Here is a 25,514-nt window from a genome sequence, read left to right as displayed (position 1 = left end):
TTAGTAGCACTTATACGGGAACAAAGCGATAAAAATGCTAAACTTAAAGCTCAATTGTACTGGGGTCTCTTAGATGAATATTTTTAAACTAAGCATATTGTCATCGGTCACGCTGCTATCAAGTGCTGCGTCAGCGCAGGTGCTCTACAAAGATCAGGTTATCTACTGGCAGGAGAAAAAGCTCGGCCGGACACTGAGTGAATACGAGCGGAAAATTGCAATTGAGCAATTCACCAAAACAAAGCCCATTGCCAGCCAAATAAAAACACCGTATGCAATTAAAAATGTGCACCTTGGCAATACTAAGTTAGGCAAACAATTTGCAGTGGGCACGGTGCAAGCACTTAATGAAGCGAAAATTCTTGCTATTCTGGTCGATTTCCCGGATTTGCCTAACGACCAAAACCGACTAAACCCAGGTGATACGGATATGTACTACTCGAGCTATCCCGCGTCTCACTACCAATCATTATTGTACTCAGATAGTGGCTATAACGGGCCTAACAATGAATCATTGCAATCCGCTACCCAGTTTTATCAAGCGGCCTCAGGCGGCAGTTTCAAGGTATCTGGCAATGCATTTGGCTGGGTAAGAGCCGCTCAAAATGCAGCCTACTATGGTGAACAAGAAGGCGATACCCGAGACTTAAGACCTGAAGAGTTGGTGTTTGAAGCTGTAAGCAAAGCTGTAACGCAATTTAATATCGACTTATCTGAGTACGATAAAACAGATTTGAATGACATAGATGGTGATGGCAACCGCCTTGAGCCTGACGGCATTATTGACCATGTCATGTTATTTCATTCAAGTATCGGTCAAGAAGCAGGTGGCGGCGTATTAGATACGGATGCAATTTGGTCACATCGTTTCTTCGTATTTGACGAAAACAACCAGCCAAAGACAATTCCAGATACCAACTACAAGATTTATAACTACACCATTAATCCTATTGATGCTGCAATCGGTGTGGTTGTCCACGAGTTTGGTCATGACCTTGGGTTACCGGACGAATACGATTTAAATTCCAATGACATAGGTGAACCTGTTGCGCTTTGGTCAGTCATGTCTTCAGGCAGTTACTTAGGTCAATTAAGTGGCTCGCAGCCCACCCAGTTCTCCCCTAAAAGCCTTGAGTTTTTACAACAAAATTATGCAGGAAATTGGTTAACCCAAACCGAATACACATTTGATGATTTGAGCACAGAACAAACGGTAACGCTCACAGATATTGGGGTGAACAATGGTACTACGAATCAAATAAAGATAAATCTGCCTGCAGAACTAGAGGAATTCGTAACGCCACTTGATGGAAATTATCACTATTACTCCGGACAAGACGACAAACTCAATAACCAAGCAAGTTTTACCGTAAGCTTACCAAACGCAAGCCAAATTTCATTATCCATGCTTGCAAATTATAGTATCGAGCTTAACTACGATATTTTCCAAGTGGCGGTAAATGGACAGCCAATTGCTGGCAATACCACAAAATCAAATCATCCAAATTATGCCAGTGTCACTAATTACATGGATGGCGAGTCGTCGGCTTTTGGGGCTAACCCAATTACGCTAGATTTTGATATCTCAGCGTACCGAGGACAAACTGTCACCGTTACATTCGTTTATCAAACTGACGATTTTGAAACCCTTAAAGGGGTATTACTCGATAACATCGCGGTGACAGCGGATGGTTCGCAAATTTATACCAATACCGCAGAGCCAACAGACGACTTAGTCTACAACGGTTTTCGTAAGATTTCCGGCTATAGAGCTAAATCTGGTAACGCTTACTACGCGCATTTACGCTCATTTAGAGGGTTAGATGCGGGTTTATCTTTGTCTGGTTACAATTCAGGTGTGTTGATGTGGTACAGCAACGATGGGCAAAGCAATAACTCCACTTCGTTACACCCCGGTACTGGCGATATGTTGGTGATTGACCAAGACCAAAACCCAATTTTCAAAGCCGATGGCACAACACCCGCAACGAGTATTATTCAAGTCAAAGATGCAACACTGCGTTTAGATACTCAAAAAGCAGGTCTTGGCGATCAACATCTCACGCCAATCAGTACGTTTGATGATACTCAGGATTACACCTTCTCCATCCAAAAAGAGTCAGGTGTTAGTTTGCCAGGTTTTGGTGTTCAACTTAGATTGAATACCATAGAAGAAGATGCAAGCAGCGCGCAAGTCGGTGTAATTTATCTAAGCGACCCTAAAATCACTCAAGTACAATCGCAAAACACCGTTAAGTTTAATGTAAAAGGCTTGGCATTAAACGAATCAGATAGCTTTTTGTGGAACTTTGGTGATGGACAAACAAGTAACGCGCTTTCACCTGTTCACAGCTATCAAGATATCGGCAACTATACGGTAATGTTCACACGAACCAAAGCTGACGGTAGCACTTCAGCGCTGAGTTCAAATGTTAGCGTTGGCAACGTCGAGCCAATCCCGCTTACAGTCGGTGATATCAAAGCGACCGCAGTAGGGCAAGGCTTTGTCTTCAATGCCGAGATCATTGGTGGTAAAGCGCCTTATGAGCTTGAGTGGAACTTTGGTGATGGAGCAACAGCAACATCAACATCAACATCAAACTCAATTGAACATATCTATGAGCTAAGCGGCACATACACGGTAACGCTTAATGTGAAAGACGCCGGAGGTGAAGCGGCAACTAAATCAACCTCAGTGACAGTCGTAGTACCTCTAAGCATTGAAGCCACAGCGACCACATCTAACTTACAGGCAAGCTTTGTCGCAACTGCTGTTGGTGGTGATGGTAACTATCAAGCTAATTGGGATTTCGGTGATGGCACACAAGGTTCTGGTTTAACTACAACGCATAGTTACGCTCAAGCGGGTACATATAATGTCGTGTTAACGCTATCGGATGGTGCAGAACAAAGCACGAAAGGTACTGTTGAGATCACAGTAACGGCACCAACAACGCCGATAGACTCTGGTGATAGCGGATCGTCTGGCGGCAGTATCGGATGGTTTGCGTTAATTGGTGGAGTACTAGTGGGATTAAGAAGAAGGTGGTGCTAACGCACCACCCAAGGATTAAATTGAGCGTTAAGAATTAAAGGCGCTCAATTACCGCCTGTGTGAAATCGGTAGTGCCGTGGCTACCACCAAGATCGCGCGTTGTACGGTCACCGCTCTTGATAACGTCAGCTACTGCACTGCGGATTTTTTCCGCTTTATCAGCTTCGCCTAAGTACTCAAGCATTTGAATTGAAGCTAGAATAACAGAAGTTGGGTTTGCAAGGTTTTTGCCTGCGATATCTGGTGCGCTACCGTGAACCGCTTCAAAGATTGCAGCATCAGTACCAATGTTTGCACCTGGCGCCATACCAAGACCTCCAACAAGACCCGCACAAAGATCAGAAAGGATATCACCGAATAGGTTTGTTGTGACGATCACATCAAACTCTTCAGGTGTCATTACAAGTTTCATACAAGTAGCATCAACGATCATTTCTGCTGATTCAATTTCAGGGTAACGCTCACCCACTTCACGAGCAACTTTAAGGAATAGACCTGAAGTTGATTTTAGGATGTTCGCTTTGTGAACCGCTGTTACTTTCTTACGACCTTCACGCTGTGCTAACTCATAAGCGAAAGTTACGATCTTTTCAGCACCTTCGCGAGTGATCTTTGACATTGCTTCCGCTTCGTTGCCATCTTCAGAGACAACTTGACCAAGACCTGAGTACATACCTTGCGTGTTTTCACGTACGGTAATGATATCAATATCATCGTAACGTGCTTTAGTACCTTCAAATGACTTAACTGGACGAACGTTTGCGTAAAGGCCAAAATGCTTACGCAATGTCACGTTGATTGAAGTGAAACCTTCGCCAACAGGTGTAGTTAATGGGCCCTTTAGCGTGATTTTGTTACGCTCAATTGCTTCTAGCGTTGCTGCTGGAAGTAATTCACCTGTTTTTTCTAAAGCAGCCAAACCTGCGTCTACGTACTCGTATTCATAGTCGCAACCTACGGCTTTTAAGATCTCGATTGCTGAATCGATGATGCTAGGGCCAATGCCGTCGCCACGGATAACTGTGATGGTTTGCTGTGCCATGTTTTTTCCTTTATCAAAAGTTGGAATACACCCGAGAAGAATTGCAGACTAAGTTTAGTAGAAATTAACAAAGGTGTACGTTCGCTTGTTTAAGCCGCGTTTTATAGCAATTAATTAGGTCTTATTCCAGTATGGAATGAAAAAATGACATACATATGATTTATGCTTGTTATTGATAGTATTTATAGAATAAATATCAGGCAATAGATGAGTAAAATCCGGCCTCTAGTAGCGCTACATCAAACTTTTGTGCGGTAACAAAACGACTTTCAGCTAATACGTCATCGACTAATTGTTTCTGCCATGCAGTTAACACAAAAGTGGGTGATATCACTTTAAGTGCAATCAGTTTAATAAAAATGAACAGTTTACACTGCGTGTTGGTCTGAGATTTTTTTAACGTTTCGCTATCTAGCATTGCCTTATGAAGAATGCTTTTTTCAAAATACTGCTGATTAAAGTCTAGGTATTTATCTTTTGCTATTGCGCGGATCCCAAATAGGTTAGCAATTGATACTAGTTCTTCTGAATACTCACGAGAATGGAGCGCAGTAGCATGTTGGATCTCAACCCCTTGTTTGGTCACCAGAAACACAATAACTGCTGCAAATGGCGACAACAAACGTTCAAATTGTTCACCATAACTCTCACCCACATATAAGGCAATGATTTGACTAATTATGCCGTATTTATGCACTACATCTTCTGTAAAAGGAAGCTTGTGATTTGTTATAATTTGTTCAAGCAACACCCGCTGCGCCAGTAATCCAGCTGCATCAAGTCCTACCATGGCAAGAGAATGCCTAACCGATGCGGCTTTTAGATTTTCACGGTTATACTGCTTTGCTGCGATCTGCAATGCACTTGACACCGAATCGAACTCGCAAATCAGCTTTTCAAGTGCACGAATACTTTGAAATTGACTGTGAGATAAGGCTTTTACTGTTTCTAGTAGATGTAAATGTTCAGAACCGAATGGAAGTGCTGCCGGTTCAGCAGCTCGGTCCCAGATATTGTAAAGTAGCTTTGCATCTGTTGTTGCAGTTAAACCACAGTGAAACTGGAATTTACGGTTGGCCTTCGCCAGCTTTTTGGTTTGCCCTTGTTCGACAACAGCAATTATCTTTTCACTATTGCTTTGTATCACCAAAAAGCCCACTTCGCCTTTAATCTCGCACAGCAACCCCGCAGGATGTTTAACAAATGCTCCTGCAATTGCACTCAGCACTTTTAATGCAAAAGCATAACTGAGCTTGCTATAAAGAAGCTTAATCGCTCTGTCTAAAGCCACGCAATTTTGCTTGTGTGTTGGCGTTATTAAGCTTGCTAATCGGTGAGCGATTGCCACAATCAAAGAAGCATGGTCATTAAAGCGCTGAGGGGTAGAAGCCACTAGCTTGCTGTCGTAGTTTGAAAGGCGAGATAAAATTCGCAAACATTGCAAGTTAGGTGTTTGCCCATCACTCAGTATTTGTACAGCCAATTGATGGCGAACTTTCCAAAGCTTATCTTGCTGTGCATCTAAATTTTTACCTGCTGCGAGTTGATCGCTTTCTCTCGCTACGCATAAATAGTCCGCAAAGCTTGCAAGCAATAGCTCTTCGGTTACTGCACGAGAAAACTTTAAGTGCTGACAAGCCATACAAACCAACACATTTTGATTCATGACCAGATTAGTGTTGTAACCCAAGTTTTGTGAATACAGTCCAAGCTGCCCATGCATGCTACTAGGCGAGGACTCATAACAGTCCATATAAAGCTGTGCAAGTTTAACTAGGGTAGGGTAGATAGAAGACCACTTCTCTTTGTGATAATAAAGACGTAATACTTTGTGTGTACCTTGGGCTATCGCGAACAGCGTTTTACTAGTAACTATCCTTGCATCCATCTATCTTTACCAATTTTATTAAGTAAACGCTCTATTTTAAAACGGTAAAATAGCTTTCTTAGCAAGGCAAAAACATTGCTATTTAGTTGTTCTAAATGAGGCGTTGTTAACGAAGCTAATATGGTATTTTACCCTTCAAATTGGTTGGAAGATTAATTTAATTGGTATCACACTTTATCAAATGTGACCCGAGCACCAGGTCCCCAAAGCTTTAATATGCCATTTTCAAACAATAATCCGGTGCATTCATCTTCCGTAGTAATACCATCTGGTTTTACAAGCTGAGTGCGATAAAACACAATTTGTACAATCGTATTGTCTTGTTTCTTCTTTACATACGTTAGATCCGGGCTACCCAAGGTATCTAACACAGTGTCTAACTCAGTCGGCTTTTCAAGGCTAAGATTACGAATGAAACGATTGTTAAACGCTTCTCGGTCCTGCCAAATCATCGCTTGCGGGTCATCTTTATAATAATTGATCACGAGAAACACCACAGTAACGTAAACCGCAAGGCCAAGAAATATGTACTGTAGTATTTTCCTAATCATCTAACTGCTCAATAAAGAATGGGTAAAACAGACCTTGTATCTGCAAAAATTGAGATACGCTTGTATGCAATATATCAAAGTCATCTACATTCGCCTAGCGCTTAGCGACGATGTAATACATTGCTAATCAAAAGTCCCTTCAAACCACTCGTATATCCTTCAAACTAAAGCCAATTTCAATATCTCTTCTTAGTGTCACTAGTGCAAGGCTGGTAACATAGTCGCTTGCTCCGGCCTCTAATTTTGCTTTTGCAGCAGGTTTTACGGTCTCATCTTTTAGCATACTCTCAAAGTCGTCATGTTTTGCGAGTAGCTCTTGCGCCGTCTTGACCCCAACCCCTGTAACACCAGGGATATCGTTCGTCTTGTCGCCACTTAGTGCCCAAAACATTTCGAGCTTGCTTTGGGTGACAGAAAATCGACTTTTGATATCTTCAATAGAAATTATCGACTTTTTGAAATAGTCGTACACAGAGATAGCTTCATTTATCAGGGGTAAGAAGCCTTTATCAGTCGATACTATCGTACAGTTAACATTGGCGGTAGCGGCTTTACAGGCAAGCGTCGCGATAACATCGTCAGCTTCATCATGTTCGGGATTAAATGATTTAACACCGACATTTGCGAACGCTTCTGAAAACTTATCGAGGTTCTGATTTAGGAATTCGGGCATTGGTTGACGGCTTATTTTATATTTTGGGTAGAAGTGATAACGCCAACTCTTATCACCATCAAAGACTGCAACGGCGTGTGTCGCCCCCGTTTTACGTAACAAGCTACGAGTAGCTTGCTCTACACGAAGACAAGAGGCCTTTATATGGGCCTCTTGTTCTTTATTACCTTTTGGTTCGTTAACAGCATAGATGCGCCTGATAAGGTTAAGCGCATCTATTAACAACAAATTATTCATTCTAAGCTTTAATTTTATAACACGGTATATATTTGCTCCCAGGTAGCTTCATTCGCCCCTGAGCCACAAATGCACCTAGCAGCTTATCCATATCGGCCATCAGTGATTTATCACCACTTAGTTCATACGGACCATGCTGTTTAATTGCTGTAATACCTTCATCTTTCACGTTACCGGCAACAATACCAGAAAAAGCACGTCTTAAGTTAGCGGCCAGTAATTGTTTTGGTTGCTCTAGGTGTAAGTCTAAGCCCGACATATTTTCATGGGTTGGTGCAAATGGATGCTGAAAATCATTTTCAATCTTTAATGTCCAATTAAAGTAATAGGCATCACCTTCAGACTTACGATACTCACGCACCGTTGCCATCGATTGTTTGAGCTTTTTGGCTACCAGCTCTGGATTGTCTACGATAATCTCAAACTTAGACAGAGCTTCTTTCCCGAGTGTTTTTTCAACAAAGGCACTGAGTTCTTCAAAATATGCAGCTGACTCTTTAGGGCCAGTTAAAATCACAGGTAAACATTGCTTTTCGTTTTCTGGATGTAACAAAATACCCAGTAAATAAAGCAGCTCTTCAGCTGTTCCAGCACCGCCTGGGAAAATAATGATGCCATGCGCAATGCGTACAAACGCTTCTAGACGTTTTTCGATATCAGGCAAAATCACTAACTCATTAACAATAGGGTTAGGCGGCTCAGCGGCAATAATACTGGGTTCGGTAAGGCCTAAATAACGGTTATTCGAGATCCGTTGCTTAGCATGACCAATTGTAGCTCCTTTCATCGGGCCTTTCATTGCGCCTGGTCCACAACCAGTACAAATGTTTAGGCCGCGAAGGCCAAGTTGATAACCCACTTCCTTGGTGTATTTGTATTCAACTTCATTGATTGAATGACCGCCCCAACAGACAATCATGTTAGGGTCTTTATTCACTTCAAGCGCATCAGCGTTACGCAGCATGTCAAAAACCATATGGGTGATTTCTACCGGCGATTTATTTTCACCGTGGTATTTTTGACAAATAAAAAGTATGTCGCGGATCACGGAGAATATGTGCTCATGGATACCGGTAATTATTTGACCATCGACAAAAGCTGACTCGGGGGGGTTGCTTAACGCAATTTTTATTCCTCGCTCGCGTGCGAGTAGCTGGATATCAAAATCTTCGTATCTGTTATAGATTTCAGAACTGGAATCAGTATGACTTCCTACATTCAACACCGCCAATGCACAATTTCTAAAAAGCCTGTATCTCTCACTTGTGGTTGACTGCTGAAGTAAATCGACTTCCAATCTTGATAATAAGTTAAGAACCCCAGTTGGGTTTAGCTCTACTTGCATAGGCTTACTCCTTGTTTGTAATGCGCAGCGAATTGGTATAACTGAGCAAAGCGGGGACGAGTATAATGTTTCGCCACTCTGCTTTTGCCCAAGTTAGCTCTATTTACTTAAAACACAATCTATCTCGCCCGCTGTTCTTCGCTTCATAAAGCGCTGCATCAGCTCGGTCAAAGGCACTCAATGCAGTGTCCCCTTTGACAAACTGAGTAGCACCGAGAGAAATCGTAATTTCGACTTCTTTTTCTTTAAATTTGAATGGTATAGATTTAATGACTTGCCTTACTTTTTCAAGCGGTTTTTGCGCATGAGTCAGCGGCATACCTGGCATTAGCAAAACAAATTCCTCGCCGCCGTAGCGTGCGATAAAATCGCTTTTCCTAATAGACTTTTTAAGGGCTCGTGCGATCACTTGCAATGTTTTGTCGCCCGCACTATGACCATAACGGTCGTTGATAGATTTAAAGTGATCAACGTCGATGACAACCAGCGTCACATCTGAGTCGTTTATCTCAAATAGGTGCATTTCATGGGTTAGACGCTCATCGAAAGCAGCTCTATTTGGTAACTTAGTTAAGCTATCCAATAGGCTTTTGAACTTTTGTTCGCTGAGTCGCTTTTTATAATTTGAAACTTTAGACTCTAAGGTGTTAATACGATTATTAATTGCATCAAACGAGTCAAGCAGCGCCTCTCGTTCATTTTTTTCAAGCCTTTCACGCTCTATCAAATCAGCACTCAGTAGTTTCAACTCATTGTCGACCAAGGCTTTAAGCTCAGTTATTGAGCTAGCGTTTTGGGTTTGCTGATTTAAGTTTTGAATTTTTAATTCTATTTTATTGTTTAACGACTGAAGTTCTTTAGATGTTGATTTTGAACGCGCCGTTGTTTCAACAATAGAGCGATGTAGCTCTTCCAGTGTTTGATTCAGTGAAACCAAAAAACCTTGTGCGGATTGGCGCTCTTTGGCAATCGTTTGCGCAATAATTTTAATGATTTCTGTCGCTGCTGAATATAAATTATCTAAACTATTGTTTTCCGCAACGCTTGCGCGGATCTCTTTAACCTTTTCTATTACTTCATCTTCGAAAATTAATTCGTTGATCAAAGCTTGAAGTTCAGCAGCTAGTTCTGGGTAGTGGCTATGAGATGTTTCTTCTGTAATTTCTACTTTTGATTGTAAAACCGTATGGTAGATAGAAACCAAAGACTCTAACGCGGGGATGTAAGCATTAGTAGAGTTGATATCTTCAAGTTCTACATCCAATAAATGACGCAACTTTCTGCGCGACTCATCTGGTAATCCCTTGAGCTTCTGCAGTAACTTTCCGCTTTGCTGAATTGCCGTTTGCAATGCTTTTTGATTATTTGAATTGGTCACTTCTTGTGACTTTAGCGGCTCGGAAATTCCGTCAATAAAAGGCACAAGCAGCTCAAAATCGACGCCTTTATTAAGTGCAATACGAAATTTAGCTAACTGATTATCAAGTGAAACATCTTGCCCTTTGCAGGCTAAAGATAACTTTGCAGCAAATTGAGTAAGGAGTTCTACTTGTTGTTTTCTTGCATCCTCAAGCGTTTTTCTAGCCTCTATGGCTTGCTTTAATTTCTGCTCGAGCATTACGGCATTGTCAGTCACAGATTTCCAATCATAAAATAATCTCTTAGTTACTAAGTCTACAACAAATTACGCCGTTATGCGCAGAAATTTAACACGGTAAAGTATCGGAGTTTGCTGTTTACTCATCGATATTACTTCGCGTGTAAGTCGCTGATTTGGTAAATTGATTTTATCTCGAATTACCGAAACAAAAATAATGAAGAAAAGTCTTATTGCCTTAGCATGTACAGCAACCTTTAGTGTTTATGCTGACGTCGACTACCATATTTCAATTACACAACCACAGCATCACCTTGCAGAAGTAGAAGTTAAGTTCCCAAAATCCTCACAACCAAGCATTGATGTGCAACTTCCAGATTGGCGTACAGGTCGCTACGAGATATTGGATTTAGCCAACGGCGTACGCTTTTTTGACGCAAAATCTCAAAGCGGGCAAGCACAAAAATGGGAAAAAATTGATAAAAACACATGGCGTGTACACCTTAGCGAGCCTACCGAGCTGACGGTTAAATATCAGATTTATGCCAATGAGTTAGGTCTTCGAGCCAGACACATAGATGACACCCACGCGTTTATTGATGCATCTGGCTTTTTGATGTTTAGTGAATCTTTCAGATCTGAGCCTGTTTCTGTTGAACTCAATGTACCTAAAGGCTGGCGCTCTGTCTCTGGTATGGACTTTGCCGATTCAAAACACAGCTTCAAAGCTGATAACTACGACATATTGTTAGATTCCCCTATTGAAACTGGTATTAATCAGCTACACAAATTTGAAGTAGATGGCCGCAAATATGAATTAGTTATTTGGGGCGAGGGTAACTATGACGCTGACCAAATGCTCGCGGATCTTAAAAAACTCGTTCAAACCGGCACGCTCATTTGGCACGATTATCCTTATGACCGTTATGTCTTTATGGTGCATGCAACCAGTAGTGCACGAGGGGCAACAGAGCACTTAAACTCGACGATTATTCAAAGACATAGAGACAGTTTTAAAGAAAGAGATGACTATATTGGTTTTATCTCTACAGCAGCACATGAATTCATCCACACGTGGAATGTCAAAAACTATCGCCCAGCGGGCATGGTTCCTTATGATTACGTCGCACCAAATTACACGGATTTGTTGTGGCTAGCTGAAGGCTCAACCAGCTACTTTGAGGATTATTTGCTGCTAAGTGCAGGGATCACCACCAATGACGAATATCTTAAAATGCTGACTAAGCGTGTTAATCGTCATTTGAAAACTCCTGGTCGTCATGTTCAGTCGGTTGCTGCAACGAGCTTTGATAAATGGATCAATCAAGGTGGCGATCATGGGATAAATTACAGCACCAATATCTATTCAGAAGGTGCGTTGGTGTCCATGGCACTTGATATCGACTTACTCGAAAAATCAAAAGGAAAAATTAGCTACCGTGACGTTCATAAAGCGCTTTACCAACAGCATAAATTGCCAAATAGCTTCACCAGTGAAGATGTTAAAAACATCCTAAAAGCGCTTACCGGTCAAGACTACAATACTTGGTGGAATGAATATGTTGACACACCAGCGAACATAGACTTTGACAAGTTATTCGACAAAGTAGGACTTGTTTATGATTATCCAGAGTCGGCTAAAATGATCGCAGGCTTAGATGGTATGGCAAGACAAAAGGGTGAATTACTGGAGCTGACCCATGTAGCTCGAGATGGAAATGCATGGCAAGCGGGGCTAACAGCAGGCGACCTTATCGTTGCATTTGATAAGCACCTTGTTCGTAAAGATTTAAAAGCGAGCTTAGAAAACTTCAAGCCAGGTCAAACAATCACGGTAGATTTTATCCGTCGTGATAAGTTGATGAATACGAAAATCAAGCTTGACCGCGACCATGATAAGCCTAAAAAGATAACATTTACACCTAACCCATCAAGCGAGCAAGCGTTACTTTATAAAGCGTGGATGGGGGTTTCTCACCCAAATGAAATAAAATAATGGCAATCAAAAAGGGCTGATGATTATCAGCCCTTTTATAGTCCACAGCCCTAAGCTAAAAAGCAATTAGCTAAGCTTAGGGCTACTTAACTTACATAATGCGAGAAAAGAAGCGTGAACGGTTTTTAGAACGACTTCTACGCATAGAAGAACGGATCTGAGAGCGTGTGCCCGCAAGCCAGCTTTCACGATCGACCTTAGCATTATCACCACGTCTTGCTTCTTCAGTAGCTCTAAAGCCACAGAATTCACGGTATGCTTTTAAATCTAGCGACAATTCTTGTAACACAAGTTCAATCATAATCGCATCATCGACATAGCCCAATACTGGGATATGATCTGGAACGATGTCTTCAGGCTCACTGAAGTAAGCAAGAGAAGCCATGATCTCGCGCTTTTCATCTTCAGGCATTTGCCATTCTTCATCTAACACTGCGTCAATTAGCGTTTGTAACGAAATTAGACGAGTGCTTACAAATTCAGGAAGGTTGGATTTCTCCATCGTTGCCACTAAATCACGCGCTTTAGCAATGATTTCGGCGTCACTTACATCGCCACTTTTTTCAATAGCAGCTTTCATCATTCCACGGAAGTGTTCAAGATCTGAATCAGAGAGTTCAAAGTTGATTTCTATAGACACGTCTGTGCTCCCTCAACGTTGTTATTATTAATGGTTTAAGCAAAAAGTTAAACTTATTGCAATAATCTTAGATACTAGCACATCTTTTTCAGAAGTCTTCCCATAAATTACACTTTTAACACGAATTTTTCTCTATTACGTACAAGTATAAAACCCATTGTTCAAAAGGCGTACAGCGGCTTTCGCACCATATAACTAGAAGTGTTGTTGATAGCGTTTGAGAACCAGCACGCGATAAAACTTGTTTTTTATAAACTTATTTATCTGAAGCAATTGCTTGCGCCAAAAATACCGCTTTGCTCCTGTAACACTTGGTGCTCTATCTATGGTACTCGCAAACTTTTCACCATGACTAACAGGACAAGGACTCATTACGAATACGCTTAGATCTTTTTCCCAAAAATGTTGATAATCAATATCAATCGGTCTGCCGAAAGGAATTGATTTGGATAATATTTTCTTTGCCCCTTTGAGACTTACAAGCTGAGCAACGGTTCCGGCGGGTACCTTATTTTGCATAAATAACGATAGTGATTTATTTAGCGGAAAGCTTGCAATCGGAGTGCGTTTGTTCTTCTGAGACTGGAATAGCTTGATCATATCCCAATCAAATGGCAATGAAGCGATCAGTTGGTCAATCTGTGCTAAGTCGTCGTGTAGTTGGAAATCATCTTCAAAAATAAAAGCATAGGGCAGTTCTAACTCAACAATTTTGCTCAGTACTTTTATATGACTTAAATAACAACCTATCTCTCCTAACGTTAAAGGCCGGAAATATTGCTTAGCGTTTTTTAACTTACAATAGCTCGCATCTAAAACGTCTGCGCTCAGCTCTGCACCTTTTACAGCGCTTATCCTTTCAAAGGGTAGTGAGAACTTATCAAACTGGAGAGTAGATTCCTTGAGTCTATCAGTACAAGAATCTAAATTGATGAGAAAAATATTCGGTTTGGTCACAATGAGTCTTAAATCCGCTAACTAATTACATTTTGAGTGTGCGACTTTTGTATGACAGTGAAATGACGAAATTCTGACATAGAGTAGGGTATCAACCCTACTCTATAGGGAAGTATTACCAATCACTCGCAGCTGAGCAATAACTCACTGCAGTCTGACGGTCTTCCGTTCTGTTATCATGGCGACTTGACATGCCGATGATTGCACCATTACCGCCTAATGTCCAAGGTTGGTCGTAGCCTGTGTATTGTGTTGTAATACATGATTCAGCGAATAGTGCAGCGCCTGTGCTCGAGGTTGCCATAGATGCGCAATTAAAGTTAAACAAACGGTCTTCTGTGCCATTATCGTGACGACTTGACATTCCGACAAAGAATTGACCATTAGGACAAACAAAGTTAAACGCTTGATCGTATGAATTTACGTAACCGCTCCACTTTGTCGTTTTACGATAAATGCGACTGCCGCTATCCGTTGTAAATTTTGCACAGACTAAGCTAAAGCGTCTGTCTTCTTGTTTATCTTGGTGGTAGCTTGAGATTGATTTAATAAACATATTACTTGGACAAGTGTAAGTAAATGCTTGGTCAAAATCATTTAAATACCCCGTATTGAGTTCACTATAAACGCGTAAGTTACCACCAGCTAGCGCTGAAAAATCGCTGGCAATTTCTGTGCGCTCAGTTTTTGCTAACTTAGTCTCAGTAACGTCATAACCTGAAACATCGTTATTAGTTTCTATTAGCGCAATTATCTCATCTAGATTCTTAGCTTGAGAAGCGGGGATCTCATATACACTGCCATTTACTGTATACTCAAATGGCTTAGCTTGTTCATTAGCCGAAGCAGGGTTACAAAACATAGCAAGAGAGAGGGATAGAGCAGACAACTTTATCAATGTGTTCATCTTAATTCCTTTAAAAATAGTAGTTAATTTAGCGCTAACAACAAAAATAGCAGCTGAATTAAATGCTACTTTTTTTTAATAAACAAGCTTTTTATTAACACATCAAAACCAAAGAAATGCATAATCAGCATCAATTAAATATAGACTGTTGCAGATCCCACCCCCCCTCAAAATATATACTGCTTATTTTTTCTAAATTTTTATCGCGTTACACCACAATTACTATTCACTATTTTCATATAAAAGACGCCACGCGAAGCGACATTAGAATCGAGTAAAGCAACAATTAAAAATTTATTAACGCTCAAACAGACAAAGTAAAGTGGATTGCAAAGGAGGAATGCTAGGGGGGATAGGGTAGGAGAAGCACAACGCTTCTCCGTATTTTACATCTTATTTTTCAGTCACATTAAACGTAACGATCCATGGCGTGACTTTGTCGAGGCCTTTGCCTAGTTCAATTGCAATTTTGCTAGTAGAGCTCGGTGACATAATTTCCGTACGCATTAGCTGGCCACTCTTTTGGCTATCACCAACCCAAGAGTGATCTAAACATTGCTTTGCGAGACTCTGCGCATAGTTATGGATTTTTACCGCGTTTTCGTATTCCTTGAACTGCTCAGAACAGGTATATTTTGATTTTCCAGAAGCGCTTTCTATGATTTGGCATTTATTGCCAACTAGATGTGCCTTGGCCTGCCAAGAGTTCATTAACTTTGCACCGACTTCAGCACCTTTAAGCGCAGAAAACCCATTGGGTGATGCACTTAGAAGTGCATTAAGTTTCTCGCAATTAGACATATCATCGAGCTTCTCTTGTTGCTCAGGGGTCAATGTTGAACATCCGGCAGCTGTCAACCCTGCCAGCATTAGACCAAGTAATCTTGTTTTCATAAACCGTTCCATACTGTTCGCAATCGCACCATTAAAGTTAGACTAATATTTTGCCACTGCATAGTTGTAAGACTATGAGAAGTTTACCTTATTTATATGAACAGGGGTTGATCTAATTACAGATTTATCCCGATGGTGGTAGGTTGGCTTGTTAATGCACGATGTCTGGAACAAGCCAGCGAAAAGATAGGCGAAAGGATTACTTACCCAAAGCGCAAATTACTTATGCCTATCTTTGAGCGTACTGACCACCTCACTGAGTGTAAGGCCCTGTCGCTGTAATAAGACAATAAGATGATACAGTAAGTCTGCGGACTCATTGAGCAACTCTTCGTTGTCGTTTTTCATCGCCGCCAGCGCCACTTCAACCCCTTCTTCTCCCACTTTTTGACAACTACGACTTAAGTCTTTAGCAAATAAAGAGGCGGTATAACTGCTTTCAGGAGATGCATTTTTCCTCTGGGCAATCACTCGCTCAAGCTTTCCTAAAAATGCAAGCTCTGGCATGGTGTCCGCAAAGCAGCTTTCGCTGCCGAGGTGGCAAGTTGGACCTTGCGGCTTTGCATAAATCAGCAAGCTGTCTTTATCACAATCGGTATGTACTTCCACCAAGGTTAAAACATTGTTTGAGGTTTCACCTTTGGTCCAAAGACGCGATTTTGAACGCGAATAAAAAGTGACGAGCTGCTTTTCTAGCGTCGCCTCAAGGGCTTCTCTGTTCATAAAGCCTTGCATCAACACTACCCCGGTTAATACATCTTGTACGATAGCGGGAATGAGTGCTGACTTATCAAAATCTACTTCTGCTATGTTTTGTTTATTAATTATCATTGTCGTGCCGCCACATTATTATTTATTAAGAACTGCTTGAGCTTTGGAATGTCAATCACACCTTTATGGAATACACTTGCAGCCAAAGCACCATCGACATTAGTTTGTTTAAATACATCAACAAAGTCTTGCATACTGCCTGCGCCGCCAGAGGCGACAAGTGGCACTTTACACAGCGCTCTAATTGCGCTGAGCTGCGCTATGTCATAGCCATTACGCACGCCATCTTGATTCATACAATTAAGTACAATCTCTCCAGCACCAAGATCTTGAACTCGTTTGACCCATTCTTGCGTTTTATATCGAGTACGGCTTGCAGCATTCGGATCGCCAGTTAACTGGTACACTAAATACTCTTGAGTTTGCTTATCATAAAAGCTGTCTACGCCTACAACCACACATTGCTTACCAAATTCGTCATGTAGCTCTTTAATGAGTTCAGGCCTTGCAATGGCAGGGCTGTTAATGGAGATCTTATCCGCGCCTTGCTCAAGCACTCGAGCCGCATCAGTCACCGATTTAATCCCACCAGCTACACAAAATGGTATATCGATATGTCTGGCAATTTCAGCTACCCAATTGACATCGAGCAAACGCTTTTCGACGCTAGCACTGATCTCATAAAACACCAGTTCATCAGCACCTGCCTCACTATAACGCTGGGCGAGATCAAGAATATCACCGACGACTTCATGGCCTTGAAATTTAACACCTTTGACCACCTGACCGTCTTTTACGTCTAAACAAGGAATTATGCGTTTTGATAACATGCTAAAGCCTCCTCAACGCTAAATACACCTTCAAGTAGCGACTTGCCAAGTATCACTCCACCTACTTGTTGCTTTGCAAGCCGTGCAATATCGTCAAGAGAGCTCACGCCCCCTGATGCTTGTACTTTAATTGCACTGTTATGCTTAGTGATGTCTTCGTATAAGGAAAACGATGGACCTGTCATCGTGCCATCCTTACTGATATCCGTGCATAAAAAATCACTTACACCTTGCTCAACATAAAAATCTAATAGCTCGAATAGATCGCTTTTCGCATCATTTAGCCAGCCGTGAGTAGCTGGAGACCAGCCGCTCTCGGTTTTGTTCACATCAAGTGCTATCACAAATTTATCGGCGCCACATGCTTTAATCCACGCAGCAACTTCTTGTTTTTTATCTACCGCCATCGAGCCTATCACCACTTTGGCGGCTCCGGCATCTAACCATTGCTTTACGTCGTCAATACTGCGAATACCGCCGCCTACCTGAAAGGGAACAGATAAAGCCTTAGTCGCCGCTTGGATAGTGCGCCATTGCTTTTTGCTCGGGTCACGAGCGCCTTCTAAATCCACCAAATGTAGCTTGGCTGCGCCTGCGTTTTGGTATTCAAGTAAACGCTCAGCTAAATTAAATGGGTAAAACTGTGCGGTTTCGTACTTGCCTTGATACAAACGAACAATATTGTTCTCTAATACATCTAAAGCGGGAATAATCATTGTTCGTCCTTTTATAGCTGCCAATTAATAAAGTTTTGTAAAAGCTGCGTGCCAACCTTGCCGCTGCGCTCAGGGTGAAATTGCATGCCGGCATAATTGTCGTTTGCAACAATCGCAGAAAACGCTTGACCGTACTCACCCGAAACCAGTGTCGATTGATTGATGGTATGCGCAAAACTGTGTACAAAGTACACTTGGTCTTGTTCACTAAGCCCTGTAGTGAGCGCATGAGGCTTCACCACACGAAGATTATTCCAGCCCATGTGCGGTGCAGTTAACTCGTTAGTCTCTAATAACTCAACCTTACCCGGAATGCGACCTAAGCACGGAATATCCCCTTCTTCAGTAGACTCACAAAGCAGCTGCATTCCTAAACAAATCCCCATCAAAGGCCGTTGATAGTCGGCTATTGCCTCTGCCCAGCCTTGCTCATTTAGGCGCTTCATTGCCACATTGGCGTGGCCGACGCCGGGTAAAATGGCTCGTTCAAAGCGGACTAATTTCTCCGGTGCAGTGATCACTTCAGGCGTCACACCAAGGCGCTCAAATGCAAAACGCACTGAGTTAATATTGGCACAACCAGTATTAATAATTGCAATCATAAACACCCCTTAGAACTTGCCATTTGCTGTGACGCATCAGTTGCAATTGCCATACGAATAGCACGAGAAAACGCTTTAAATAAACCCTCAACTTGGTGGTGGGCATTACCTTCGCTTACGCTCAAAATTAAACTCACTGCCGCATTATCCGCGAAGGATTTAAAGAAATGCTCAACCATTTGAACATCTAAGTCACCCACTTTATCTCGTGTAAAGTCAGCATTAAGTACAAAAGACGCGCGTCCAGATAAATCCAACTGACATTCTGCTTTACATTCGTCCATAGGCAACGCAAAGCCATAACGTGCGATTTGTGATTTTGTACCAAGCGCGGTCTTAAAGGCCTGACCAAGGGCAATTCCGATGTCTTCTACGAGGTGGTGCTCGTCTATATGTAAGTCACCTCTCGCCTGAATATTCAGGCCAAGGTTAGCGTGAGTTCTGATCTGATCTAGCATATGGTCGAAAAAACCAAGCCCCGTTGAAATCTCTCCATTGGCTTGTTGGTCCAGATTTATCGCTACCGAAATCTGTGTTTCTTTGGTATTTCTAGCAATTTGTGCACTGCGATTTAAGGTGGTTAACTGCGTCACAATAGCAGGCCAGTTATCTTCGTAGAGAATGCCTTCAATGCAGAGGTTTTCTGCAAGCTGAATATCGGTTTGCCTATCGCCAATAACAAATGATTTGCTAAGATTCACTTTACCAGAACGCATCAGTTCTGTGAGTAATCCTGTTTTAGGTTTGCGACATTGGCAGTTGTCTTCGTCAAAGTGAGGACAGATCAGAACTTCCTCAAAACGGATCCCTTGGCTGGTGAGGATTTGCATCATTTTGTCTTGAGGCGCATCAAAATCAGCTTGAGGGAAGCTATCTGTACCGAGACCATCTTGATTAGATACCATCACTAGCTTGTAACCAAACGACTGCAGTTGTAATAACGCTGGGATCACATTGGGTAATAGTGCCAACTTCTCTAGGCTATCCACTTGCTTATCGGTTATTGGCTCTTCGATAATAGTGCCATCGCGGTCGATGAATAAATAGGGGGCGCTCATGATACTTCCTCAGTCACTTGGCATTGTTTCAGCCAGTTTTCTACTTGTTTTAATTCCTGCTCGTTGCCGATAGAGATCCGCAACCAGTTGTCCTCGCCAAACAGCACAAATGGCCGCATGATTAACCCTTGGCGCATCGCTTGAACCACAAACTGTTTGTCGGTTAGCTGTAAAGTAACAAAGTTGCCTTCGCCGCATAATATTGCGCTTACGAACTCGCTGTCTTGTAGCCATTGTATAAGCTTCTTTTTTGCTAGGTTCAAAATAGAGACTTGCCGGCGCATCTGCGTTATCGCATCTGACGTTAACGCTGTTGCTGCTATTTGTGCCACTACTGTAGAAACAGGGTAGGGCGCAATCACTTTTCTCACCGGTGCCAATAGCGCTTCACTCGCTAACATAAAGCCAACGCGAAGCCCTGCCAGTGCAAACGCTTTAGATAGCGTACGCAGCACAACAACGTTTGAGAATTCTTTGATAAGCTCAACACAGGTTTTTTCTTCACAGAACTCAATATAAGCTTCATCTACGACCACGATTGCACGGCCTTTAAGCTTATCTGCAAGTGCAGCGACTTTGCTGGCAGGTTGTATTGCACCGGTTGGGTTATTTGGATTACAAACGAAGACAAGTTTAGCGTCGCCAATTGCAGCGGTCAGTGTATCCACATCGTCATTGGCAAGCTGCGTTTGGCTTAATTCATTAATAGCGATGTTGTGGGTGTCTGCCGTAACTTTGTACATACCATAGGTAGGGGTAAAGATTGCAATGCTATCTTTAGCCGGTTCACAATATGTGCGTATTAATAACTCAATGCCTTCATCGGCACCACGCGTCATCAGTACATTTGCTTGCTCGACCTTAGCGTAGCCTGCATAGGCATCAATTACCGCTTGTGGCTGCGGATCTGGATAACGGTTTAAGTTATCAAAGCGCATTTCAAGCACACGAGCGTATGGACTTTCATTGGCATTGAGCCACGTGGTGCCTGTTAGCTTTGCACTTTTCGCAGAACTGTAGGCCTTAAGCTTTTCAATGTTATTTGGTAGCGCAATATTAGTCATTATTATTCTCCAACCTCACTTTAACGGCGTTCGCGTGTGCATCTAGGCCCTCAGCTTGTGCCAAAGGTAAAATGGCAGAGCGCAAACCACGCAGGCCTTCTTTTGTGATGGTTTGTACTGTGTAAGCCTTATAGAAATCCATCAGATTTAAACTTGAATAGGTTTTTGAATAACCATAGGTTGGCAATACATGGTTGGTGCCAGACGCATAGTCACCTGCTGATTCTGGCGTATAGTCACCAACAAACACTGAGCCTGCGTTTTTTACTAGCGGCAGGAAACGCTCCGCATCTCTTATCTGTAAGATAAGGTGCTCTGGCCCATACTCTGCTGAGATCTCAAAGGCTTGCTCTATGCTCTCAACTAAAATCAGCGTGCTATTTTTAAGCGCAGCTCTGGCAATATCAGCGCGACTAAGCTTGCTTAGTTGACACTCGATTGCAGCTTCAGTTTCTTCGATAAGTTGACTGTCAGACGCCAATAATATAACTTGCGAGTCTTCCCCATGCTCCGCTTGAGAAAGTAGATCGGCGGCGATAAATTCTGGGTTAGCGCCCTTATCTGCAATCACTAACACCTCTGAAGGGCCAGCCGGCATATCAATCGCAAGTCCCGGCACTGACTGAGCAAGCAGCTGTTTTGCCATTGTGACAAAGCTATTGCCTGGACCAAAAATTTTGTTCACTTTTGGTACGCTGTTAGTACCTAGCGCCATGGCAGCAATTGCACCTGCACCACCACATTCAATCACATCGGTAACACCACACAATTTAGCCGCATACAAAATCGCAGGATGTATTTGGCTATCGCCTTTGACCGGCGTCGCCAACACGATTGTTTTTGCACCACTTAGCTGCGCACACACCCCTTGCATCAATACAGAAGAAGGCAGTGGCGCGCTACCACCTGGCACGTATAAACCCACGGCTTCTATCGCTTGATACCTGAGCTCGCAGGTCACACCTGACTGAGTCTCTATTTTCTTGCTTTGTGGTAACTGCAACTGGTGAAACTTTTTAATGTTGCTATACGCTTGGTCAATAGCACTTTTAAGTTCAGGTGTTAACGCAAATTCGCTTTCAATAAGCTCTGCTCCCGTTACCCGTATTCTTGGGCTAACACGGGCGTCAAACTGCTCGGCATAACTTAGTAACGCGGTGTCGCCATTGCAAGCAACGTTATCAATTATCTTTTCAACTGCCGCTTTTACCTTATCACCCACTTTGACCGCAGGACGGCTCAAGCATTCGCTGCGTTGCTCGCTGGTGGCTTGCTGCCAATCAAACATGCTGTTACTCCATCATCTTTTCAATTGGCATGACGAGAATCGAGTTAGCACCAAGCGCTTTTAACTCTTCCATCGTTTCCCAAAATAGGGTTTCGGAGCTGACCATGTGAAGTGCAACATATTCATCGCTGCCAGCAAGTGCAAGTAAAGTTGGTTGGCCTGTGCCTGGAAGTAACGCACATACTTCATCTAGCTTATTCTTTGGTGCATGCATCATGATGTACTTGCTTTCTTTTGCTTGTTTCACCCCTTTAAGGCGTGGCATTAGCTTATCGATCAACGCAAGCTTACTTTGGTCAGTCAATGCTGCATTTTGAATGAGGCAAGCGTTAGATTCTAAGATGGTATCGCCTTGCATAAGGCCATTAGCCTCAAGCGTTGCACCGGTTGATACTAAGTCACAAATGGCGTCAGCGAGGCCTGCTCGAGGTGCTACTTCTACCGAGCCCGTTAACATGACCACGCTAGCATCGATGTTCTCACGTTTTAGATATTGCTTTAAAATCTCAGGGTAGGTGGTTGCGATGCGTTTGCCGTTAAACCACGCTTTTTCCTGTTGACCTAGCTCTTGTGGCCACGCCAGCGCTAAACGGCAAAAGCCAAAGTCCAGTTTTGAAAGTTTAGTGACTTCAGCAAACTGCTCGTTGCGAACACGTTCAGCTTGAACTTCTTCTAACACGTTTTCGCCAACAATGCCTAAATCACAAACGCCGTCCATTACAAGGCCTGGAATATCGTCATCACGCACTCTAAGTACGTCAATAGGCATGTTAGTGGAGTGGGCGATTAAACGCTGTTCACGTAGGTTTAGTTTTACACCAAGTTGTTTGAGTAGGGCTTGGCAATCCTTTGAAAGACGGCCTGATTTTTGGATTGCGATTCTTAAACGGTTGCTGTTGCTCATTATTTATTTCCTAATTCTTTAAATGAAAAACCCCGAGGCGGAACCTCGGGGCGAAATAAACTTTGACTATACTTTTTGCTTCGCCGGAGGTTCCTTTAAGGAATAACCCACCAGCGAAATAACTGACAGGTTATCCCGTATGATGATGGTGATGATGAATTGCTGTCAGTGTCATTAGCATGATGTTACCTTTGTAATATATCTGCTGTTCAAAAAGTTCATTTATAGATAAACATAATTTTGTTCTACTTGGCAATCATTTTTTTACGCAAATTAAAGAATAGCTTATAACAGCCGATAATAAGTAAGACCAACAGTAGGTTAGTGGGGGAACAGATGGATGCATTTAAACCTTTTTTAGGCCCAATCGTACGGCTAGATGTAACTCATAAGTCTGCATTTCATGTAGCTGGTGTGCAGCACTATAAGATTGAAAAGGTTAAGAAAGATCTAAAAACCGAGATCGAACTTAAACGCCAAGCTGCTGAGCATGAAAAAATTAAAGAAAGCGAAGATGAAGAGGAAAAATCTCACGAAGAACATAAGGGTGAGAATCTTGATACATGGGCGTAGATTTATTTTGCATAAAATAACCTGTTGAACATCTCTCAATACCTGAGTTTATCTATTCCCCCTACATATCCCACCCGCTGTTCGAGCCTAGCTTATGTATCATCTAGTCCAGCGAGAGCCCGGTGAATATCTCGCTCAATTGAACGCTCTTTGGTGAGATTCAATGCCTGAAGGTAGGCACTTCTAGCCTTTTCGCTTTGTTTGAGCTCCCGGTACAACTCAGCCTGAAGCATTAAATACTCTATATGCTGCTCATCCTGTACTCGCTCTTTTTCCAATAAGTGTTCCATAGCGTCAACAGCCCTACGCTTATCACCGTGTTGCTGAAGCGCTAAATAAGCCGATGAAACACAAGCATCTCTCCACGTTGGTAGTTGGCTTAATGCGATTTGCTCAATCAGGCACCCGTTAGTGAATAAACGCTGCGCTGCGTCTTTCGCTGAAAAAGTCCACAATAAGTTAGCAGCTCGATGGATCAAAACGATATCTTGCGCATAATGTTGACCCACAAAAGCTGCCGTTTCTAGGGCTAACTCTTCATTTTGTGTGTTTTGTAAGTAATCCATCAAAGCCAAGTTATAGTATCGGTCATCCATTGCTTTTAGTCTATCAACTATCGCTTTTGATGCTTTTTTTTCAGAATCCCAAAAACCACTTTCTATAGCTAATGCTTTCGCTGCAGATACTAAGTACTCAGGATTATTTGGCGCCAATTCTGCAGCTCTTATAAAGTGCGTGTTAGACTTTTCAACTAAGCTAAGTTTATTAAAAAGGTTTGACTGTTGTTTAATTTGATACCATAAATTACCCGCAGTAAAATGCACCTTTGCATTGTCTATATGGCGCTTAATTAAGGTGTTTAACAGTGTTTCTTTATTATCATCATTTTGCGCAACCGCAACTGACACGGCCATTATTTCAGCATCAAGCTCTTTATCGTTTAGCGTGTTAAGCATTTTAGTGACTTGCTGATACTGACGATGATAAAAAGCAGACTCCAGCATTGTTATTTGAGAATTGGGTTGCTGTGCATATGTTAAAGCACTATACAAAATAATAACCGTGCAAGAGGTATTTATAAGCGACTTAATAAACATGTTGTGTCCTTTTTAGTGTGTCCATTATCACTATTGTGTATTTTCTAACGTAAGCTTAATTTGCAGTTTTGATACCAGCTTTTACTTTTTATATTTTTATTCATACAATCAATATGATGTAGGCTGTTATCGCTTTACTCTTACTGTATTTTGCGTGCCATTATCGATACACTCGCCATGTTCTGTTTCGATACCGATACATTTGATAGTTCTGTTTGTATTCAATACATCAAACAAGGTTGCATAAATTAACGACCATTTATTTAAGGAGAAATAACATGTCGTATAAATCAGTAAAAAATCTCGTAGGTTGGCTCGTTGTAGGTCTGTCTGCGCTAGCGTTAGCCCCAAGTGTTGTACCTGGTAGCATGGCTGTTTTAGCATTTTACTTAAGCCTTGTACTGCTCCTAGTTTCCTTGTTTACCATTTCTTCAGCCAATCACCGCCACTTTCAATTGACAGCAATCATTGTCGGTGTCGGTATGCTGGTTTTGAACGATTATTTGCGTGTTATCATGCCTTCGCCAGAGCCTACTTGGCTTAACCGCATCGCTTTGTATCTCGTGTATTTCATTATTTGTGGGGTAGGTATGATTAAGGTTAAACGACAACTTAACAGGTAATATCAGTTGTATTAAGTAAATGATCTATTTCGAAGCGGGGAAATAGCTTTAGTAGCTAGGCAAAAATTTTGCTATTTAGTTGTTCTAAATGAGAAGTTTTTAACGAAGCTAATATGCTATTTCACCCTTCAAATTGATTAGAGAATTAATTCAATTGGTATCCACACTCAGTTATTGCCAAACAGCGGTTGCGATTTGATGCTTAG

The 25,514-nt window shown here is 42.1% G+C and carries 23 protein-coding genes; 4 read left to right on the top strand and 19 right to left on the bottom strand.

What is annotated here, in order from left to right:
- Positions 1 to 73 precede the first annotated feature (73 nt).
- On the top strand, positions 74 to 3,055 hold the full coding sequence (locus MHN30_RS07585) for an immune inhibitor A domain-containing protein (RefSeq protein ID WP_130165550.1): 2,982 nt from the start codon (positions 74 to 76) through the stop codon (positions 3,053 to 3,055).
- Positions 3,056 to 3,089: 34 nt separating this feature from the next.
- On the opposite strand, the gene MHN30_RS07580 is transcribed toward MHN30_RS07585, so the two are convergent.
- From MHN30_RS07580 to MHN30_RS07555, 6 genes are all read right to left on the bottom strand, one after another.
- Positions 3,090 to 4,097, bottom strand: a complete 1,008-nt coding sequence (locus MHN30_RS07580) for an isocitrate dehydrogenase (protein WP_010377116.1) — start codon at positions 4,095 to 4,097, stop codon at positions 3,090 to 3,092.
- 196 nt (positions 4,098 to 4,293) lie between these two features.
- Positions 4,294 to 5,985 (bottom strand): hypothetical protein, encoded by a 1,692-nt coding sequence (locus MHN30_RS07575; RefSeq protein ID WP_130165549.1) that lies wholly within the window; start codon positions 5,983 to 5,985, stop codon positions 4,294 to 4,296.
- Between the two features lie 167 nt (positions 5,986 to 6,152).
- The gene (locus tag MHN30_RS07570; RefSeq protein WP_010377120.1) at positions 6,153 to 6,536 is read right to left on the bottom strand and encodes a DUF3192 domain-containing protein; all 384 of its coding nucleotides are present in this window, start codon (positions 6,534 to 6,536) and stop codon (positions 6,153 to 6,155) included.
- 139 nt (positions 6,537 to 6,675) lie between these two features.
- Positions 6,676 to 7,446 carry a flap endonuclease Xni gene (xni, locus tag MHN30_RS07565; RefSeq protein WP_130165548.1) on the bottom strand — a complete coding sequence of 257 codons (771 nt, stop codon included), beginning with the start codon at positions 7,444 to 7,446 and terminating at the stop codon, positions 6,676 to 6,678.
- A gap of 1 nt (position 7,447) precedes the next feature.
- A complete protein-coding gene (gene ppnN, locus MHN30_RS07560) occupies positions 7,448 to 8,791 on the bottom strand; it encodes a nucleotide 5'-monophosphate nucleosidase PpnN (RefSeq protein ID WP_045990124.1) in 1,344 nt (447 codons plus the stop codon).
- Positions 8,792 to 8,894: 103 nt separating this feature from the next.
- Positions 8,895 to 10,427 carry a GGDEF domain-containing protein gene (locus tag MHN30_RS07555; RefSeq protein WP_130165547.1) on the bottom strand — a complete coding sequence of 511 codons (1,533 nt, stop codon included), beginning with the start codon at positions 10,425 to 10,427 and terminating at the stop codon, positions 8,895 to 8,897.
- 178 nt (positions 10,428 to 10,605) lie between these two features.
- Between MHN30_RS07555 and MHN30_RS07550 the strand changes: the two genes are divergently transcribed.
- Positions 10,606 to 12,384, top strand: a complete 1,779-nt coding sequence (locus MHN30_RS07550; RefSeq protein ID WP_130165546.1) for a PDZ domain-containing protein — start codon at positions 10,606 to 10,608, stop codon at positions 12,382 to 12,384.
- A gap of 91 nt (positions 12,385 to 12,475) precedes the next feature.
- Here the strand turns inward: MHN30_RS07550 and MHN30_RS07545 are convergent, their stop codons facing one another.
- The 12 genes from MHN30_RS07545 to hisG form a co-directional block, all read right to left on the bottom strand.
- The gene (locus MHN30_RS07545) at positions 12,476 to 13,024 is read right to left on the bottom strand and encodes a YkvA family protein (protein ID WP_045990127.1); all 549 of its coding nucleotides are present in this window, start codon (positions 13,022 to 13,024) and stop codon (positions 12,476 to 12,478) included.
- Between the two features lie 195 nt (positions 13,025 to 13,219).
- A complete protein-coding gene (locus MHN30_RS07540) occupies positions 13,220 to 13,981 on the bottom strand; it encodes a glycosyltransferase family 25 protein (protein WP_239359127.1) in 762 nt (253 codons plus the stop codon).
- Between the two features lie 115 nt (positions 13,982 to 14,096).
- Entirely contained in the window at positions 14,097 to 14,888 is a 792-nt protein-coding gene (locus MHN30_RS07535; protein WP_239359125.1) for a dermatopontin-like protein, read from the bottom strand.
- A 393-nt stretch (positions 14,889 to 15,281) separates the two neighbouring features.
- Positions 15,282 to 15,782: a hypothetical protein gene (locus tag MHN30_RS07530; protein WP_239359123.1), complete on the bottom strand. Its 501-nt coding sequence runs from the start codon at positions 15,780 to 15,782 to the stop codon at positions 15,282 to 15,284.
- A gap of 219 nt (positions 15,783 to 16,001) precedes the next feature.
- The gene (gene hisIE / locus MHN30_RS07525; protein ID WP_211856993.1) at positions 16,002 to 16,613 is read right to left on the bottom strand and encodes a bifunctional phosphoribosyl-AMP cyclohydrolase/phosphoribosyl-ATP diphosphatase HisIE; all 612 of its coding nucleotides are present in this window, start codon (positions 16,611 to 16,613) and stop codon (positions 16,002 to 16,004) included.
- A complete protein-coding gene (gene hisF / locus MHN30_RS07520) occupies positions 16,610 to 17,383 on the bottom strand; it encodes an imidazole glycerol phosphate synthase subunit HisF (protein ID WP_239359121.1) in 774 nt (257 codons plus the stop codon). The genes hisIE and hisF overlap by 4 nt, the downstream gene beginning before the upstream one ends.
- Positions 17,365 to 18,099, bottom strand: a complete 735-nt coding sequence (locus MHN30_RS07515; protein ID WP_239359119.1) for a 1-(5-phosphoribosyl)-5-[(5-phosphoribosylamino)methylideneamino] imidazole-4-carboxamide isomerase — start codon at positions 18,097 to 18,099, stop codon at positions 17,365 to 17,367. The genes hisF and MHN30_RS07515 overlap by 19 nt, the downstream gene beginning before the upstream one ends.
- Before the next feature lie 11 nt (positions 18,100 to 18,110).
- A complete protein-coding gene (hisH, locus tag MHN30_RS07510) occupies positions 18,111 to 18,701 on the bottom strand; it encodes an imidazole glycerol phosphate synthase subunit HisH (RefSeq protein ID WP_239359117.1) in 591 nt (196 codons plus the stop codon).
- Positions 18,698 to 19,759, bottom strand: a complete 1,062-nt coding sequence (gene hisB, locus MHN30_RS07505; protein WP_239359115.1) for a bifunctional histidinol-phosphatase/imidazoleglycerol-phosphate dehydratase HisB — start codon at positions 19,757 to 19,759, stop codon at positions 18,698 to 18,700. Before hisB ends, hisH begins: the two co-directional genes overlap by 4 nt.
- Positions 19,756 to 20,823, bottom strand: a complete 1,068-nt coding sequence (hisC, locus tag MHN30_RS07500) for a histidinol-phosphate transaminase (protein WP_239359113.1) — start codon at positions 20,821 to 20,823, stop codon at positions 19,756 to 19,758. The genes hisB and hisC overlap by 4 nt, the downstream gene beginning before the upstream one ends.
- Complete coding sequence (hisD, locus tag MHN30_RS07495) at positions 20,816 to 22,111, bottom strand: histidinol dehydrogenase (RefSeq protein WP_239359111.1); 1,296 nt, start codon at positions 22,109 to 22,111, stop codon at positions 20,816 to 20,818. Before hisD ends, hisC begins: the two co-directional genes overlap by 8 nt.
- Before the next feature lie 4 nt (positions 22,112 to 22,115).
- Positions 22,116 to 23,015, bottom strand: coding sequence for an ATP phosphoribosyltransferase (gene hisG, locus MHN30_RS07490; protein WP_039495263.1), 900 nt, complete (start codon positions 23,013 to 23,015; stop codon positions 22,116 to 22,118).
- 336 nt (positions 23,016 to 23,351) lie between these two features.
- Here hisG and MHN30_RS07485 point away from each other — a divergent pair, with 336 nt between their 5' ends.
- Positions 23,352 to 23,588, top strand: coding sequence for a hypothetical protein (locus MHN30_RS07485; RefSeq protein WP_095726550.1), 237 nt, complete (start codon positions 23,352 to 23,354; stop codon positions 23,586 to 23,588).
- A gap of 92 nt (positions 23,589 to 23,680) precedes the next feature.
- Here MHN30_RS07485 and MHN30_RS07480 read toward each other — a convergent pair whose 3' ends face one another.
- Complete coding sequence (locus MHN30_RS07480; RefSeq protein WP_130165537.1) at positions 23,681 to 24,685, bottom strand: hypothetical protein; 1,005 nt, start codon at positions 24,683 to 24,685, stop codon at positions 23,681 to 23,683.
- A gap of 278 nt (positions 24,686 to 24,963) precedes the next feature.
- On the opposite strand from MHN30_RS07480, the gene MHN30_RS07475 reads away from it, so the two are divergent.
- Positions 24,964 to 25,308, top strand: a complete 345-nt coding sequence (locus MHN30_RS07475) for a hypothetical protein (protein ID WP_039495260.1) — start codon at positions 24,964 to 24,966, stop codon at positions 25,306 to 25,308.
- Positions 25,309 to 25,514: the final 206 nt, after the last annotated feature.

The organism is Pseudoalteromonas sp. OF7H-1, from assembly GCF_022347825.1.
In the GTDB taxonomy this organism is placed as follows: Bacteria; Pseudomonadota; Gammaproteobacteria; order Enterobacterales; family Alteromonadaceae; genus Pseudoalteromonas; species Pseudoalteromonas maricaloris.
This window is presented reverse-complemented; position numbering and strand designations above follow the sequence as displayed.